Below are 16,450 nucleotides of genomic sequence, written 5' to 3'. Positions count from 1 at the left end.
ATTTGACCGGTAGGTCAAAATTTCTTTTATTTGGCGGAAAAGGTGGGGTGGGGAAAACTGTTTAAGGAAGAGTCGATAAGAATGGATACTGGATCTACCGGTTTGTTTTTGCGGGTATTAGAAGCTTTAACAAAAGATGTGGGTAGGGGAATTGCCAGGCTTGACCCCCGTGACATGGAAAGGATCAATGTTTCTGTCGGCGATGTAATTGAAATCAAAGGTAATAAAAGAACTGTGGCCAAAGTAATGCCCGCTTACATGGAACAGCGGGGTAAAAATGTTATCCAAATCGATGGTATTATCCGGGAAAATGCACGGGCCGGGTTAGGTGACAAGGTACAAATTCAAAAAATACCGTTTGATAACGCTTCGACCATAATCCTAGCTCCTATTAATGCTTACCGTGCTGTACCCAAAGATAAGGACGGCAGATACATCGGTAAGTTAATGGAAGGTTTTCCCCTCCTGAAAGGTGATAAAGTCAGAATAAATCTTTTTGGCTCCCGCACCCAAGAATTTACTGTTGTAGAGACCATTCCGAAAGATGTGGTGCTGGTTCATACCGATACTATCGTTAAGGTGAAGTCGCAGGAGGTAACCGGTAAAAAACAATCTCTAATAACATATGAGGATATCGGGGGATTACAAAAGGGAATTCAAAGAATACGGGAAATGATTGAACTACCGCTGAAGTACCCCGAAATTTTTGCCAGACTGGGGATTGAGGCGCCAAAGGGGGTATTGCTCCACGGTCCCCCGGGTACAGGCAAAACATTAATTGCCAGAGCGGTAGCCAATGAAACCGATGCCCATTTTTTCCATGTTAACGGCCCGGAAATTATTCACAAGTTTTACGGGGAAAGTGAGGCAAATCTCCGGGGGATTTTTGAAGAGGCTGGTAAAAATGCGCCCAGTATTATTTTCCTGGATGAAATAGATGCCATCGCTCCCAAGCGGGAATCGGTCGTTGGCGAAGTGGAAAAACGGGTTGTGGCGCAACTGCTGGGGTTGATGGACGGTCTGGAATCGAGGGGCCAGGTGATTGTCATCGGGGCCACCAATATTCCCAATTCCCTGGACCCCGCGCTCAGGCGGCCGGGCCGTTTTGACCGGGAGATTACCGTTAACATTCCCGATAAAAAGAGCAGGTTGGAAATCTTGCAAATTCATACCCGCGGTATGCCCCTGTCAAAAGATGTGCATCTGGAAAAAATTGCAGAAATTACCCATGGTTACGTGGGAGCAGACCTGGCGGCTTTGTGTAAAGAGGCGGCCATGGCCTGTTTAAGAAAAGTGTTTCCTCAAATAGACCTCCGGAGTAATTATCTTTCATATGAAGTCCTTATGGAGTTGGAGGTAACCATGGCGGATTTTTCTGAGGCTTTTAAAGATGTGGAACCTTCCGCCATCCGGGAGGTTTTCGTGGAGGTACCGGATGTCCGGTGGAGTGATATTGGCGGCCTAGACAAAGTTAAACAGGAACTAAAGGAAGCGGTGGAATGGCCTATAAAACATCCCGGGTTATTTACTTATGTAAAAACCAACCCTCCCAAAGGTATTCTTTTACACGGTAGCCCCGGTACGGGAAAAACCTTAATTGCCAAAGCGGTGGCCAATGAAAGTGGAGTAAATTTCATTTCAGTAAAAGGGCCCGCCCTGCTCTCTAAATGGGTCGGAGAGTCAGAAAAAGGTGTACGGGAAGTATTCAAGAAAGCAAAACAAGCGGCACCGTGTATTGTTTTCTTTGATGAAATAGATGCTTTAGTCCCTGTCAGGGGAACCGGGGGTGGAGATGCTCATGTTGCGGAGCGGGTGCTCAGCCAGCTCCTGACCGAAATGGATGGGGTTGAAGAATTGAAGGGAGTGGTAGTGTTGGCCGCCACTAACCGACTGGAACTAATTGACCCGGCGCTGCTAAGACCCGGAAGATTTGACCTCCTGCTCGAGTTGCCTGTTCCCGGCGAAGACGAGCGTCTGGCGATATTACAGATCCATACCAACGGCAAGCCGCTGGCCGAAGACGTGGACCTGGTTAATTTGGCCATCATAACCGATGGTTCCACCGGCGCCGATATCCAGGCTATCTGCAACAGGGCTTCTTTGCTGGCGATTAGAGAATTTTTGGACAGTAGTCAAAATGATAAAGATCCCGATTACTCCCGGCTTCAGATTGCGGCGAAGCATTTTGATGCGGCCCTGGAAGAAGTAAGAAGACCGGAACCGGCCCAAATAGAAGATCAAAAACCCCGGGTTCTGACCATGAAAAAAGATCCCGAAGAATGCTCCTCGTAAAATGGGGTGAGTGGCGTTGCGGGGCGGAGAGGGTAAATACATCTACTGTGCTATCAAGTCGCGGGAACCAAGAAGTTTTGGGCCGATCGGAGTGGGCAATCGCCGTGATGAAGTAAATACCATCAATTACCAGGACCTGGCCATGGTGGTCAGTGATTCACCGATAATTATTTACGATCCGGACCGGAAGAACGCCATCCAGCACGAGCGGGTTATTTCCCGGGTTATGGAAGAATATACCGTAATCCCCGCCAGTTTTGGCCTGATCTTCAAAACAGAAGAAGATGTCTATGAATTATTGAAGGAGATTTACACAGAGGCCAAAGAGGCGCTGGCAAAGCTGGATAACAAAATAGAGTTGGGGCTGAAGGTTTTTTGGAAAAAGGAGTGTTTTGCACAAGAAATTGAGAAAGGACACAGTGGAATACAGCAACTTAAACGGGAGGTCGCCAGGCAGGGGCGCAATGCAAAAAGGGATGTGTATTCAAAGAAGTTCCAGCTGGGGCAGTTGGTGGAAGAGGTGGCCGCCAGGAAAAGGTCTGCTTACATTAAGGAGATCTACAACGGCTTGCAGCGGTATGCTACGGCCTCCACTACCAATGACCTGGTTCTTACACGAATGGTTTTAAACGCCGCCTTTTTGGTAGATAAGAGCCGGGTGAAGGAATTTGATGAACAGGTAAGCCGCTTGTATACGAAACACCATCAAGTTCTGGATTTTAAGTATACCGGACCCTGGCCGGCATATAACTTTGTTAAAGTGCTCTTGCAGTTGGAGGGGATCGGCGAGGTGAGGCGTTAATGTTTTTATTGGATGATATTCTGCTTTTTCCGGTTAAAGGGCCGGCATGGGTGATTAAGCAGATTATTGACCGGGCACAAGAGGAACTATATGACCCGCATAAAGTGAAAATGGAGCTCTTGGAGTTGCAGCTTCTTTATGAAATGGGTGAAATAAGCGAGGAAGAATACATTTCCAGGGAGACGGAGCTTCTGGAAAGGCTGCGGGAGATCAGGGAATACGAGCTGGCCCGAAGAGAGGATTGAGGCATCTTTTTTTGAACTCGAACTGCCGGCCAGGATACCCCTGCCCAAGTGGGGACGGCCCCGGCGGTTCGTCTCTTTCTCCGGGTTGCTTCATTTAGACAAAGTTTTGGGCGCCTCGAGCTGCGCCTGCCGAAGAGAGGAATTGACCTATAGTGTTACAACCCAAGAAACAAAGGGACGACGATACGCTGGTTGCACTGGTGGACCGGCTGCTGGACAAGGGGCTGGTAATTAATGCCGACATCGCGGTATCAGTCGCCGGCGTGGAGCTTTTAGGAATAAAGATCCGAGCCGCCTTGGCTTCTTTTGAAACCGCCGCCCAATACGGGCTTGAGTTCCCGTCGGGAACGAACTGCGAAACTGCTGCGTGGAAGGAGGCCACAATCCGGAAAGAGGCCTGTCCCCAGTGTGAAAAGAGGGTAGATATGGAGGAGCTCCTGGAAGAAGGCTGCCCCTGGTGCGGCTGGGTATCGGCCAAGGCTAAAAAGCTAAGACACCAAAAAGTACCTTTGACCTTAGAGGTCGAACAGTGAGGACGGGGCTGATGGCATGGAAAAGCAGAATATCATCTACGAGGAAGACAGCAGGCTTCACCGGTTCTTGAGAAGCCTGGACGACCGGAGCCGGGCCATGTTCTGGCACCTTTTGATGAGGAGACATGCTGAACTGGCGGAACTCCGGGACGCGGCGGGTCTTGAAAGTGATATGGATACGCTCATACATATCAGAGAGGTTCTGAACCCCCGCGCAAAAGCATTCTTCGGCCAGCCGGTATTTGTCTTCCACCGTCTTAGGCAGGATCCGGAAACAGGCGAACGGGTATTTTTCAGTTGGTGGATTGAGTCCGATGCTTTGCCGGCTGATAAACAGAAGGAACCACTGGTTGATCTGTTCGAAAACGCCGGGTCGTTTACGCTGGTAGCTGATGTGCCGGGCATACTGGCTTATTCCGCCGATGTCAGCTATAAAAACGGTATCCTTACGCTGAAGCTGCCGAAGATACGGCAAAAGCGGGAGGTAGATATGTTTTACGAAAGGGATCATAAACGAAAAGAAAAACAGCCAGAGAAACATGATGCTTTAAAGGGCCCCGCGGGCTCGGCGCTGCGCAGCCTTGGGGAGGTTATTCCCGGGCTGGGCCGGATAATAGAGGGCCTGGCAGGGTCCGAGGCTTTTCAGGAAAGGCTGCGGCAGGCAGACCGCGAGATAGAACACAGGCTACGGAAGGCGCCCGGAAGGACCCGGGGGGTGCAACCGGAAGTGTCGGCCTCCTTCAGTGCGCGCACGTTGGCGGAGGAGCACGAAAGTATAACGAAAGCGCCCGGATCCGGTGAGTGGGAAGAGCCGCCTGCGGATATTTTCGATGAGGGTGATCACCTGCTTGTTATCTTGGAAATGCCGGGGATAGAAGAGAGTAGTATACGGGTTGATATATCTGGAAACGTTGTCTCGGTGCAGGCGCAAAGCCGGTGCATGGAACTGCGGCGGCAGGTGGACCTGCCCTGTTCCGCTAAACAGGTCAGACAGCAGAGTTACCGCAACGGTATCCTGGAGCTTAAACTTGAAAGGTGAGGTATAGGTCTTGCTCAATATAGATGAGGATAACTTGAAGCACGGTGTGCTGGGGCTGGTGATGGCCCTGGTGGAGATTATCAGGGACGCCCTGAAAACGCAAGCGTTCCGGCGGATAGAAGATGGGACCCTTACCGAAGAGGAAATCGAACGTCTTGGCAGAGCTTTCATGGAGCTCGACCGCGCCATAGAGGAAATAAAGTGCGAGCAAGGTGTTTCCGAATCGGTGAAAAACGTCAGGGACGGCTTGGACCGGATAGTGGATGATGTAGTGGACCGGATGATAAACCCCAGGCGCTGGGCAGAAGAAGAATCGCGGAGGAGATAAGCCGATGGAAAGCATAAAGCCAAGGGATGGCCTGAAACGGCTTGTGTTGCAGGAACTCGAGTCACTGGGACTTCAGAACATGGTCGGGGAGGTCATAAGGGAGGCGGTGGCCGACCTCGTTCATTCCAACCTTGCCGGGCTGGCCGGTTCAGATAGGGCTATCGGATCGGTGCAACCGGTAGTCCCGTTTGCGAATAAGCCATCCGCTACAATATTGAAAGGAGCCGTGGAGAGCCCTGAAAACCCTTCCTCCGGCGTAACACAGGAGGATGCGGGCACTGTTTCTCCGGAAGAAAAGGTTCTCGATTCCAAGAACCCGGCCAGGTATATCTACGGGGTTGTCGAGGGCCGAGAAAACGTTCTTTTCGGCCCGATTGGCATCGAAGAGGCCGATGTTTACACCGTAGCTTATGACGGCTTGCTGGCCATCGTCCATGACTGTTCACCCGAACCGTACGAGTCGAAAGACGAAGAGCAGGTGAAAAAGTGGCTTTTTACCCAACAAAAGGTGCTGGATATGGCAAATGAAAAATTCGGTACCGTTCTACCGATGGGATTCAACACGATAATCCAAACCGAGGGGCAGCATCCGTCCCAAACCGTCAGGCGCTGGCTTACGGAAGAATCTACGAAGCTGCGAGGGATTTTTGCAAGAGTTCGAGGGCGGGACGAATACGGAATACAGGTCTTTGTGGACGATGAGACGCTTAAGCGGTCCGCGCTCGATGAAGATCCCGAGTTTAAGAAGCTGAAAAAAGAGGTGGAATCAAAGCCTGAGGGTGTCCGTTACATGTACCGGCAGAGGCTGGAGAATGTTGCCAAAGAAGCGCTGGAAGGGCTGGCTGAACGCTGTTTTCGTGAGGTCTACGAAGCGATATCGGCCGTAAGTGATGATGTGCAGGTGGAGAAGGTTAAGAAGCCGGAGGACGGCCTGCGCATGGTGGTCAACCTTTCATGCCTGGTACCAAAGGAAAAGGTTGAAGATCTGGGCCGCATTCTGGCTGAAATCAACAGCCGTGAAGGATTTTTGGTCCGATTTACCGGCCCCTGGCCGCCGTACAGTTTCATGAAGACCCTCGCGGTTGCTGATGGGGAGGGCATTTCGGCATGAGCCAGGCCATGAAGCCTCTTGAGCCCACGCGCGTCCGGGAGGCCACTCTAAATGACCTTATAGACCGGATCCTGGAAAAGGGGTTGTTACTCAACGCCGACCTCATTATCGGAGTGGCGGGTATACCCCTTCTGGGCGTAAATCTACGCCTGGCTCTGGCCGGTATGTCGACCATGCTCAGGTACGGCTTTATGCGCGACTGGGATGAGGCAACACGCGAATGGGAGTCGGTGCAGCGCCGAAGGGGGTCTACGCACAAAATGGAGGTACTAAAAAGTTCCAAGTCAAGCTGCTCCTTGTTTTCCCCAGAACTCTTGCCACCGATCACTACAGATGAACACCGCTAAGTTCAACATCTTTTGCGCATTGTCCCGATTCCAGCGCATGCCGGCTTGCTTATGCCGAGCCTGGATTATCTGCTTGCACCCGCTTTCGACCACGCCCTGCCGATGGGATAACCGCGTTCTTGCGCGTTCTTGATAGGTCTTGTAAATCATCCGGCTACGGTTTGTGTTTATGTGCCTACCTTGGAAATCTATTCTCACCTGTTGCCGGGTATCCAAAATAGCGCGGCAAGCAAACTGACACAGGCCATATTCGGCAACAAGAAGTAGTCCCATGTGATATTTTTGTGATATAAAACCCAATAGCTGGTAACTGCGAAAGGCCCCCCAACCCGGGAACCCTTTATTCTCACTGGTGCGGGCGAGAGGACTTGAACCTCCACGGGGGAAACCCACCAGATCCTAAGTCTGGCGCGTCTGCCGTTCCGCCACGCCCGCCCGAATGTACCTGTTGCGGGAGATATCGTAGCACGGATTTCCTGGACTGTCAATGTAACGTGTTAGCCAAGTGTTAGCCAAGTTGGCAGGTGGTAAACGCCTTGTTTAGACAGACCAGGGAGCAGGGCAAACTTATGAAAGAGTTTAGGCAGGTCCCCGAAGGTGATGCAGGCCCACCCGCGGCGCTGGTTTCTAGGCATGACCGCTACATAGCTTAATCGCCTTTGCCGATCTTATCGAGCAAAATATCGACCGGTTCGCCCTCCGCCACCGGGTTAATTCCGCTGTAGAGCCGACTCGGTCACCTATCACCTTGACTGTGCAGTAATCGCGTCCAGTTGGGTTAGTCAGTCACATGATGGCATGGTGACCCTGAAGGCGATGCTGTGCGGGTGACAATGTGAATGTATAGTTATTCAACATTAAATGTCAGCCCGTCAACATTTTTCCGGCCTGACGGATATTATAGGATCAATCCGGCAAACCGAAGGGCTGAAAGCCCACGGCGGAGCGCTTCTGAGCTTGCACAAATTGCCTGCCCGCAATTGACGAACATAGGGTGATTTGCTATACTAGAGCTTGCGAATTGATGGAGTAAGGATTGTGGTGGGCGTAGCTCAGTTGGTCAGAGCGCCAGACTGTGGATCTGGAGGCCGTGGGTTCGAAGCCCATCGTCCACCCCAGATTATATTGGGGCGTAGCCAAGCTGGTAAGGCAGCGGACTTTGGATCCGCCATTCGTTGGTTCGAATCCAGCCGCCCCAGCCAATTCAAGAAGTGGACGATGCCATTAGCATCACACTTGTTCCGAGTGAGCCATTAGCTCAGTTGGTAGAGCACCTGACTTTTAATCAGGGTGTCGCTGGTTCGAGTCCAGCATGGCTCACCAAAATAAAACTCAGGCCTGCGAGTGACTCGGAGGCCTTTTCGTTTGGAAGCGGGCGTATAACAGTGCTGGTTTGCAGGGACACTATATTTGGAAAAAGAAGGGGAGTTTAAGGTCGATGAATGATCGGCTTACTATTGGTTTCTTCGCCGGTCTGACCGGCGGGGTGTTGATGAACCTCATTAACCTGGCCTCATACTACCTGGGCATTGCCGAACTGCGTTATCTGGATTGGGCCGCGATTGTCATTTATGGGACCAGGCCGGTCAACCTGGCGGAGGCGGTCTTCGCCCTGGTGTCTCAAATTGTCTTCGTCGGTATGCTGGGGGTAGTCTTCGCCTATTTGATCACCGTGATCACCAGCACGAACATTCTACTCAGGGGATGGCTTTTCGGTATTGTCATTTGGTTTTCATTGTATGGGATCACGCTTTTGTTCCATGTCAAGGAGACTATTCCGGTGTGCCTGGACACTGCCCTCACCGATTTTGTCGGCGCCTCCGTATACGGACTGATCCTGGCTCTGACACTGGGGTGGCTGGGAGAGAGAGTCCGCTTATAACAGCCACAGAATGTTCTAGGGAAAGAACGTGCACGCCTTTTTGACTGCGCTTGCAGGCGATTTTCGGGAATCCTTGCGGCAAACCGGCGAGGCCCTCCGCAAACGGAGGGCTTAATTTTTTGTGTTTGCCGGTAGGCTATATTTGGATATGATTCATGTAATGGAAAAGGAGTTGCTGGTCGTGGCGGCGAATATAGTGCTTGGTGGCATGAATCGCCAATTAACTGCCGGACCGTTCGGGGTGAAGGGTTTTGAAGGCCTACTGACCAAGTACTACTAGTGGGAAGGAAGGGTGTAGGGGATGGACAGGCACGATCTGACATACCTCATTGACAAGCTTCGGGTTTGGATGCAGGGCGACGGCTATCACAGCGTGGAGTCATTTCCGGTTCAGGGTTATTCGCCCGACCTGATCGGTCTCAGTGCGGAGGGGCGTTACGCGAACGGAGAGGCCAAAACCCCGGACAAGTTTGATACCGAGCGTACCAGGAATAAATTGAAGGCTTTCGGAACTGCAAAAGATAAGGACGGGACCTGGATTCCGTTTTATGTTGCCGTGCCCAAGGGTCACGAGGCGGCAATGCAGAAACTCATCGACGGTCTGCTGACGGAAACGGCGCACGTAAAGATCAAGGGTTTTTAGGGCAGTCTGGTGAAGTTTGTTCTCAAGTCTTCACCCCGGCGGTACAACTTTAGTCTAAAGAAGCGTACTCCCCGTCAGGAGTGAATCCAGCGGGCCAATTTCCGGCAGTCGAGAATGATGATCATGCGGCCGCGGGTTTTAATGCTTTTTTCTTTCTTAAAGAGGTTCAAGGTCTGGGTGACTGTCTGACGCGTCGTGCCGATCATGGATGCGATTTCCTCGTGGGTCAGGCGCAGGTTGACCTGAATTCCGTCGCTTGACGTATGGCCGTTTCGTTCTCCCATCTTCAAAAGCAGCAATGCCAAACGCCCGGGCACCTGCATGGACACCAGTTCGTGGATTTTGCTTTCCGCTTCGCGCATCCGGACGCCGAGCAGGCTAGCCACCTTTAGGGCTAAATTCTGGTTGTGTTTCAAGATTTGCAGAAAACTGGTCCGGTTCAGTTTCACCATGACGACATCGGTAACGGCCTCCGCGAAGCAGGTCCGTTCCCCTTCATAAAGCGCCTCCGAAAGGCCCATCAGTTCACCGGGATTACGCATTGCCCCAACGGTGATTTTCCGCCCCTCGAAGTCCAGGCGGTATATTCTTACCCAGCCTCGTTCAAGCAGATAAACCTGATCGGCGTTGTCTCCCACCGCAAAAATGATCTGGCCCCGGGGATAGGAGAGCGTCCGTCCGGCGCGACGAAGCAGTTCTTTTTCTTCCTCGGAAATGAGGAGTTCCTTTTCGTCGAAAAGGAACCCGGTCGGATGATTCACCGCATCACAGTAATCCAGCAACTTTCATTACCTCCGGTTTGTCACCTTGTATATATAATAGTATAATAATTATAAATATTATGAATGATATAATGCAACTAAGATCATCAAGGTTCCAGGGGGTTTCCCCGGCCGTGGTGTTGCCGTTAGTCTTGAGTCTCTTTGGGGAACGGTGCGCCTCTTTCGCTTTCCGGCTCGGTGGGCGGATCCTCCGGCGGTGCCTGTCCCTCCGGCCGTACGATTCTTCGGGCCACCGTCAGAAATCCAGTATGCCCCACCATCCGGTGATTGGGCCGCACACTCCGCTCCCGGATGTGCCAGTCGCGGACCAGAATCTCAACCGTCTGCACCAGACCGAACCGGTTACTGCCGCGCAGGGCGCCGGTGAAGCTTTCGGCCTGTCTGATCGTCGGCATGTAGGCGATGATAATTCCGCCCGGTTTCAGGGCTAGGGCGGACGGCTCCACGGCCTGCCAGGGTTCGGGCACGTCCAAGATTACACTGTCCACATCCCGCTCGTCAATGTTCTCATATACGTTTCCCAGCTTGAACTCCGTATTCGCCGGATGGTCGCCGAGGAACTGGCGCAGATTCGCGGCGGCGAAGTCAAGCATGTCCTGCCGGACGTCATAACCCCAGACGAAGCCCGAAGCGCCCACTTGGCTGGCCAGGGCCAGCAGCAGCGCCCCGCTGCCCACCCCGCCCGCGACGACCCTGCCGCCCGGGCGGACATCGGCCCAGAGAAGGATATACGCCGTATCTTTGGGATAGATGATCCCGCTCTTGCGCGGCATATTCATGGTGAAGTCCACCAGGGTGGGCCGGAAGGCGAACAACTCCTTACCCTTGGTCGTAACGAATGCCGTTCCGGGCACGCAGCCGATGACGTCCGCGTGAGGCACAAATCCCCGGTGGGTCTGCAGTTTCCCCTGCGGGTGCAGGCGCTGTACAAAACTCCGTTCCTGGTGGTCGAGGAAAATGACCAGTTCTCCTTCACGAAACTCCAATACTGAACACACCTTTTGCTGAATAGTATTATGGGCCAACCATTTGTTTCGCCAGGGGCCAACAATTTCCTTGCTTGCCTTTCGGGAAACCGGCGTGCTATAATATGCTCTGCCTACCAGGGTTAGGGACTTCCCCCTGGTGTTTTGCTTTATGTAAACTTTACATCCGAAAGAGTTATATTTAGTATTGGAAGAAACCCGAGCAGGCAAACAGGCTTCGGAATTATTAGAGGAGGCGTTCCAATTTAATGAAAGCGTCGGCTGAAAAAATCGACAAGAACAGGGTGGAACTGCAGGTGGAAGTCGAGCCGGAGCGGCTTGATGAGGTCTTGAACCAGGCCTACCGCAAGCTGGTGCGCAAAGCGAACATTCCCGGCTTCCGACCCGGAAAGGCCCCGCGGCCGGTATTTGAGCGCTTCTACGGCAAGCAGTCCCTGTATGAAGAAGCCATGGAACAGCTAATCCCAAGGGCTTACCTGGAGGCGGTTGCGGATACCGGTATCCAGCCGGTTTCCCAGCCGGAGGTGGACGTAGTGCAGTTGGAAGAGGGTAAACCGGTCATCCTCAAAATTCAGGTGGACGTCAAACCCGAGGTGGTACTGGGAGAGTACAAGAACCTCAAGGTGGAGAGGCAGGTAGCCGAGGTTTCCGATAGTGAAGTCGATGAAGAACTGGAGAAACTCCGGAACCGCTACGCCAAGCTGGTGACGATCGAAGAGGGTACGGTGGAGATGGGTGACATCATCACCATCGATTACGAGGGCACCATCAACGGGGAACCTTTCGCGGGCGGTTCCGCTACCGACCGGTCCGTGGAGGTCGGCAAAGGCTTCGTAGCGAAGGACTTCGACGCACACCTCGTGGGAATGTCGACCGGAGAGACCCGCGAGATTCCGCTTTCCATCCCCGAGGACTTCCCCAACAAGGAAGTGGCCGGCAAGGAAGCGTTGATCACGGTCACGGTGAAGGAGATCAAACGCAAGGAGTTGGCGGACCTGGACGACGAGTTCGCCAAGGATGTGAGCGAACACGACACCCTGGAGGCGCTGCGGGCCGAGACCAGAAAGAAGCTGGAGAACGCCGCGGAGAAAAAAATCGAGTACGTCATGCGTAATGCCCTGATTTCCGAGGCGGTGGCCGGCGCCGAGGTCGAAGTTCCGGCGAGCATGGTGGACGCCCGGCTGGAAACTATGATGGAAGAGGTCCTGCGTCCGGTAATCGAACAGGGCATGACTAAAGAAGACTTCTTTAAACTTACCAACCAGACCGAAGAGTCAATGCGAGCCGATATCAGACCCCGGGCCGAGGAATCCCTGAAAAAGGAGTTGGTTATTGACCGCATCGCCGAGGTTGAGGGCCTGGAAGCCACCGAAGAAGAGGTGGACGCCGAACTGGCAAAGATGGCCGAATTCTACCGGTTGGAGGCGGACCGGCTGCGGGAAATACTGGAACAGCGCAATGACCTCGATTCCATTCGGACGGCGATCAAGCGTGACAAAGCGGTTGATCTGTTGGTGGCTAATGCCGAAATTGTGGGACAGGAGTCGACCGAGGCCGAAAAATAAGGCGAAAACTTCCCCCTTTTAAATCGCCGGCCTTTCGTTTAACATATGTTGTGTAGGAGGCAGAATCAATGAATACGTTGGTGCCGATCGTGGTTGAACAAACCGCCCGCGGGGAAAGGGCGTACGATATTTATTCACGCCTGTTGAAGGACCGGATCGTCTTTATCGGGGGGCCGATAGAAGACCATGTGGCGAACCTGATCATCGCTCAACTCCTTTTTTTGGAAGCCGAGGACCCGGACAAGGACATCCACCTGTACATCAACTCTCCGGGAGGACTTGTGACTTCGGGAATGGCTATTTATGACACCATGCAGTACATTAGGCCCGACGTATCCACCATCTGCCTGGGCCAGGCAGCCAGTTTCGGGGCTTTTCTGCTGGCGGCCGGCACTCCCGGGAAGCGGTTTGCGCTGCCCTACGCCCGGATTATGATGCACCAGCCGCTGGGTGGAGTGCAGGGTCAGGCCACCGAAATTGACATTCACGCCCGGGAAATATTGCGGACCAAACGGGTATTGAATGAACTGCTGGCCAAGCACACCGGGCAGCCCGTCGAGAAGATTGAACGGGACACCGAACGCGACTTTTTCATGTCTCCGGAACAGGCTCGGGAATATGGTATAATTGATGAAGTGATTACGGTTCGCAAAAAGGCCAAGTAGAAGAGGTGTGGGACTATGTTTAACGAGAAGGGCCAGTTGAAATGTTCGTTTTGCGGTAAGCTGCAGGATCAGGTCAAGAAGCTGGTGGCTGGTCCCGGGGTATACATTTGTGATGAATGCATAGAGCTTTGCAACGAGATCATCGAGGAGGAACTCAGCGAGGATCTGGGGCTGGAGTTGCGGGATATTCCGAAGCCGCGGGAAATCAAGGATTACCTGGATCAGTACGTGATCGGCCAGGAGTATGCAAAGAAAATCCTCGCCGTGGCCGTTTACAACCATTACAAGCGGATAAACCTCGGCGGCAAGCTTGAGGACGTGGAGCTGCAAAAGAGCAACATTGTCATGCTCGGGCCGACCGGTTCCGGGAAGACCTTGCTGGCGCAGACGCTGGCGCGGTTTCTAAACGTGCCCTTTGCAATCGCCGACGCCACTTCGCTGACCGAGGCCGGGTATGTGGGAGAGGATGTGGAGAACATCCTCCTGAAGCTCATCCAGGCCGCCGATTACGACGTGGAGAAGGCGGAGAAGGGCATTGTGTACATCGACGAGGTCGACAAGATCGCGCGTAAGTCGGAAAACCCTTCCATCACCAGGGACGTTTCCGGCGAGGGCGTGCAGCAGGCCCTCCTGAAGATTCTGGAGGGTACGGTGGCCAGCGTGCCGCCGCAGGGCGGCCGCAAGCACCCGCACCAGGAGTTCATCCAGCTGGATACCACAAACATTCTGTTCATCTGCGGCGGGGCCTTTGAGGGGATCGACAAGATCATCCAGAGCCGGGTGGCTAAGAAGACTATGGGGTTCGGGGCCGAACTGACGCTGAAGCGGGACCGCAAGCTGGGTGACATCCTGCGGAACATCCTGCCCCAGGATCTCTTGAAGTACGGCCTGATCCCCGAGTTTGTCGGGCGCCTGCCGGTCATCGTGACGCTGGACCCGCTCAACCAAGAGGACCTGGTCAGGATCCTGGTTGAGCCGCGCAACGCCCTGGTGAAGCAGTATGAGAAGCTCTTCGAAATCGACGGGGTCGCCCTGGAGTTTCAGGAAGAAGCGCTCCAGGCCATCGCTGAGGAGGCTATCCGGCGCAACACCGGCGCCCGGGGCCTGCGGGCGATTCTGGAGGAGATCATGCTGAACGTCATGTATGATATTCCGTCCCGGGGCGACGTCGCCAAGTGCACCATTTCGAGGGAAACGGTCGTGAACCGGGAGAACCCGCTGATCATTACCGTGGAGCGCAGCAAGAAGAAAAAGGAAAGTGCCTTGTAAGGCCGCAAAGAGGTCGGCCGCCCGTACCGGGCGGCCTTATTATTTTGGCAACAAAGGCAAAAAATTCTGATTCCCGCGATTATAATTCTCCCCCGCAAACCATACTAGAGCTAGCACAAGCGAGGATAGGGGAGGCAAATCGTGGGCGAATTCGGACCGGGATTTTCCAGCGTGATCCTGTTACTGCAAGTGTTCTTCGGCGTGGTCATCGGCCTGTACTTCTGGAATCTCCTGAAAGCGCAACAAGGCAGCAAGGTGGCGGTGGAGAGAGGATCCCGCAGTGAAGTGGAAAAACTCCGCAAGCTGCGTTCCATTTCCCTGACCGAGCCGCTGGCCGAAAGGACCCGTCCGACCTGCTTCAGCGAAATCGTGGGGCAGGAGGAGGGGCTGAAGGCATTGAGAGCCGCGCTCTGCGGTCCTAACCCGCAGCACGTGATCATCTACGGCCCGCCGGGAATCGGCAAGACCGCGGCGGCCCGGCTGGTGCTGGAGGAGGCCCGGAAGAACCCCCAGTCCCCGTTCGGCGAGGAAGCCCGGTTCATCGAAATCGACGCCACGACCGCCCGTTTTGACGAGCGCGGCATCGCCGACCCGCTGATCGGGTCGGTCCACGACCCCATCTACCAGGGTGCCGGTCCCCTGGGTATGGCCGGTGTGCCCCAGCCCAAACCCGGGGCGGTAACCAGGGCGCACGGCGGGATTTTGTTCATCGACGAAATCGGCGAGTTGCACCCGGTCCAAATGAACAAGCTTTTGAAGGTGCTCGAGGACCGCAAGGTATTCCTGGAGAGTTCATACTACAATCCCGACGATACTCAGGTGCCCCAGCACATCCACGACATTTTCCAGAACGGCCTTCCCGCGGATTTCCGCCTGGTGGGGGCGACCACCCGCATGCCGGAAAACATCTCGCCGGCCCTGCGCTCACGTTGCCTGGAGATTTTCTTCCGCCCGCTGGTGCCGGATCAGGTGGGGCGGATTGCGGCCAATGCGGGGTCCCGGGTCGGGTTCCCCTTGGAAGCCCAGGTGCTGAAAGTAATCACCAAGTACGCCACCAACGGACGGGAGGCGGTCAACATCGTCCAGTTAGCGGCCGGACTGGTGCTTACCGAAGCCCGGGAGTGCATTTCGGTGGCGGACGTGGAATGGGTGATTCACAGCGGCCAGTACGCACCGCGCCCCGAGCAGAGCATCCCGGACAAGCCGGCGGTCGGGCAGGTGAACGGCCTGGCGGTGTACGGCCCGAACGCCGGGATCATGCTGGAGATCGAGGCCACTGCCACCCCGGTCAAGAAGGGGACCGGACGGCTGATCGTCACCGGGCTCGTGGACGAGGAGGAACTGAACGGTGCCGGGCGGGTGATCCGCCGCAAAAGCCTGGCGAAAAGCGCGGTGGAGAACGTGCTCACCGCCTTGAAATCGGTGGTCAGGTTCAATCCTGAAGACTACTACATCCATATCAACTTTCCGGGCGGGATGCCGGTGGACGGCCCTTCCGCCGGGGTAGCCGTGGCGACCGCGATTTGCTCGGCCGTGTACCGGGTGCCCGTTTCCAACGAGGTGGCCATGACCGGGGAAGTGTCCATCCGGGGCGTGGTGAAGCCGGTAGGCGGGGTGGTCGCCAAGATTGAAGCAGCGGCCAAGGCCGGAGCGAAACGGGTTTTCATCCCTGAAGAGAACTTCCAGGAACTTTTTCGCGCCTACGGGGAGACCGAAGTGGTTCCGGTGGGACACTTAAGCGAGGTGTTGGCCGGGGCCCTGATAGGACCCCTGGAGGCGATGGCCGGCGTGGCTTTGCCGAACGGAGTCGGGTCGGTTTCCGCTGGACTCTGACAGATCAGGAAACCCCGGTTGTCAGCGGTTGAAAAGCGCCCCTTCGGGCGCTTTTTACTGTTGGACGTTTCCTTGTCCATCTGCTATACTGTCATGTGTCCCGCCTGAAGCGATACAATCATTGCTAT

17 protein-coding genes and 4 tRNA genes are annotated in these 16,450 nt (G+C 54.3%); 18 read left to right on the top strand and 3 right to left on the bottom strand.

Going from position 1 to position 16,450, the window contains the following annotated elements; translation table 11 throughout:
• The first annotated feature begins 30 nt into the window (after nt 1-30).
• The 8 genes from DAUD_RS07565 (at nt 31) to DAUD_RS12075 (ending at nt 6,697) form a co-directional block, all read left to right on the top strand.
• Nucleotides 31-2,292, top strand: coding sequence for a CDC48 family AAA ATPase (locus DAUD_RS07565; RefSeq protein WP_012302583.1), 2,262 nt, complete (start codon nt 31-33; stop codon nt 2,290-2,292).
• Between the two features lie 10 nt (nt 2,293-2,302).
• Nucleotides 2,303-3,094, top strand: coding sequence for a GvpL/GvpF family gas vesicle protein (locus DAUD_RS07560; RefSeq protein WP_083756626.1), 792 nt, complete (start codon nt 2,303-2,305; stop codon nt 3,092-3,094).
• Nucleotides 3,094-3,339, top strand: a complete 246-nt coding sequence (locus DAUD_RS07555; protein WP_012302581.1) for a gas vesicle protein GvpG — start codon at nt 3,094-3,096, stop codon at nt 3,337-3,339. Before DAUD_RS07560 ends, DAUD_RS07555 begins: the two co-directional genes overlap by 1 nt.
• Nucleotides 3,340-3,491: 152 nt before the next feature.
• Nucleotides 3,492-3,872 carry a gas vesicle protein gene (locus DAUD_RS12950; protein ID WP_012302580.1) on the top strand — a complete coding sequence of 127 codons (381 nt, stop codon included), beginning with the start codon at nt 3,492-3,494 and terminating at the stop codon, nt 3,870-3,872.
• Nucleotides 3,873-3,888: 16 nt separating this feature from the next.
• Entirely contained in the window at nt 3,889-4,911 is a 1,023-nt protein-coding gene (locus DAUD_RS11605) for an Hsp20/alpha crystallin family protein (protein ID WP_012302579.1), read from the top strand.
• 10 nt (nt 4,912-4,921) lie between these two features.
• Entirely contained in the window at nt 4,922-5,239 is a 318-nt protein-coding gene (locus DAUD_RS07540; RefSeq protein WP_012302578.1) for a gas vesicle protein K, read from the top strand.
• Between the two features lie 4 nt (nt 5,240-5,243).
• Nucleotides 5,244-6,350: a GvpL/GvpF family gas vesicle protein gene (locus DAUD_RS07535; RefSeq protein WP_012302577.1), complete on the top strand. Its 1,107-nt coding sequence runs from the start codon at nt 5,244-5,246 to the stop codon at nt 6,348-6,350.
• On the top strand, nt 6,347-6,697 hold the full coding sequence (locus tag DAUD_RS12075; RefSeq protein WP_012302576.1) for a gas vesicle protein: 351 nt from the start codon (nt 6,347-6,349) through the stop codon (nt 6,695-6,697). The genes DAUD_RS07535 and DAUD_RS12075 overlap by 4 nt, the downstream gene beginning before the upstream one ends.
• Before the next feature lie 350 nt (nt 6,698-7,047).
• On the opposite strand, the gene DAUD_RS07525 is transcribed toward DAUD_RS12075, so the two are convergent.
• Nucleotides 7,048-7,132, bottom strand: a tRNA-Leu gene (locus DAUD_RS07525).
• A gap of 606 nt (nt 7,133-7,738) precedes the next feature.
• On the opposite strand from DAUD_RS07525, the gene DAUD_RS07520 reads away from it, so the two are divergent.
• From DAUD_RS07520 to DAUD_RS07500, 6 genes are all read left to right on the top strand, one after another.
• A tRNA-His gene (locus DAUD_RS07520) sits at nt 7,739-7,815 on the top strand.
• An 8-nt stretch (nt 7,816-7,823) separates the two neighbouring features.
• Nucleotides 7,824-7,899, top strand: a tRNA-Gln gene (locus DAUD_RS07515).
• Between the two features lie 45 nt (nt 7,900-7,944).
• Nucleotides 7,945-8,020, top strand: a tRNA-Lys gene (locus DAUD_RS07510).
• 115 nt (nt 8,021-8,135) lie between these two features.
• Nucleotides 8,136-8,579 carry a hypothetical protein gene (locus DAUD_RS07505; RefSeq protein ID WP_012302575.1) on the top strand — a complete coding sequence of 148 codons (444 nt, stop codon included), beginning with the start codon at nt 8,136-8,138 and terminating at the stop codon, nt 8,577-8,579.
• A 142-nt stretch (nt 8,580-8,721) separates the two neighbouring features.
• Nucleotides 8,722-8,859, top strand: a complete 138-nt coding sequence (locus DAUD_RS12490) for a hypothetical protein (RefSeq protein WP_166485146.1) — start codon at nt 8,722-8,724, stop codon at nt 8,857-8,859.
• Between the two features lie 21 nt (nt 8,860-8,880).
• Complete coding sequence (locus DAUD_RS07500; protein ID WP_012302574.1) at nt 8,881-9,222, top strand: hypothetical protein; 342 nt, start codon at nt 8,881-8,883, stop codon at nt 9,220-9,222.
• 74 nt (nt 9,223-9,296) lie between these two features.
• On the opposite strand, the gene DAUD_RS07495 is transcribed toward DAUD_RS07500, so the two are convergent.
• The gene (locus tag DAUD_RS07495) at nt 9,297-10,004 is read right to left on the bottom strand and encodes a Crp/Fnr family transcriptional regulator (RefSeq protein WP_012302573.1); all 708 of its coding nucleotides are present in this window, start codon (nt 10,002-10,004) and stop codon (nt 9,297-9,299) included.
• Nucleotides 10,005-10,129: 125 nt separating this feature from the next.
• On the bottom strand, nt 10,130-10,990 hold the full coding sequence (locus DAUD_RS07490; protein WP_012302572.1) for a tRNA (adenine-N1)-methyltransferase: 861 nt from the start codon (nt 10,988-10,990) through the stop codon (nt 10,130-10,132).
• 248 nt (nt 10,991-11,238) lie between these two features.
• Between DAUD_RS07490 and tig the strand changes: the two genes are divergently transcribed.
• The 4 genes from tig to lonB all read left to right on the top strand — a co-directional run bounded on the left by tig (nt 11,239) and on the right by lonB (nt 16,322).
• Nucleotides 11,239-12,555, top strand: coding sequence for a trigger factor (gene tig / locus DAUD_RS07485; RefSeq protein WP_012302571.1), 1,317 nt, complete (start codon nt 11,239-11,241; stop codon nt 12,553-12,555).
• Between the two features lie 68 nt (nt 12,556-12,623).
• The gene (gene clpP / locus DAUD_RS07480) at nt 12,624-13,220 is read left to right on the top strand and encodes an ATP-dependent Clp endopeptidase proteolytic subunit ClpP (RefSeq protein WP_012302570.1); all 597 of its coding nucleotides are present in this window, start codon (nt 12,624-12,626) and stop codon (nt 13,218-13,220) included.
• A gap of 15 nt (nt 13,221-13,235) precedes the next feature.
• On the top strand, nt 13,236-14,489 hold the full coding sequence (clpX, locus tag DAUD_RS07475; protein WP_012302569.1) for an ATP-dependent Clp protease ATP-binding subunit ClpX: 1,254 nt from the start codon (nt 13,236-13,238) through the stop codon (nt 14,487-14,489).
• A gap of 141 nt (nt 14,490-14,630) precedes the next feature.
• A complete protein-coding gene (gene lonB / locus DAUD_RS07470; protein WP_012302568.1) occupies nt 14,631-16,322 on the top strand; it encodes an ATP-dependent protease LonB in 1,692 nt (563 codons plus the stop codon).
• Nucleotides 16,323-16,450 lie beyond the last annotated feature (128 nt).

The sequence above is a fragment of the Candidatus Desulforudis audaxviator MP104C genome, from assembly GCF_000018425.1.
GTDB classification, from domain to species: Bacteria; Bacillota; Desulfotomaculia; order Desulfotomaculales; family Desulforudaceae; genus Desulforudis; species Desulforudis audaxviator.
The sequence above is the reverse complement of the archived record's forward strand: the minus strand, read 5'-3'. Positions and strand labels throughout refer to the sequence as shown.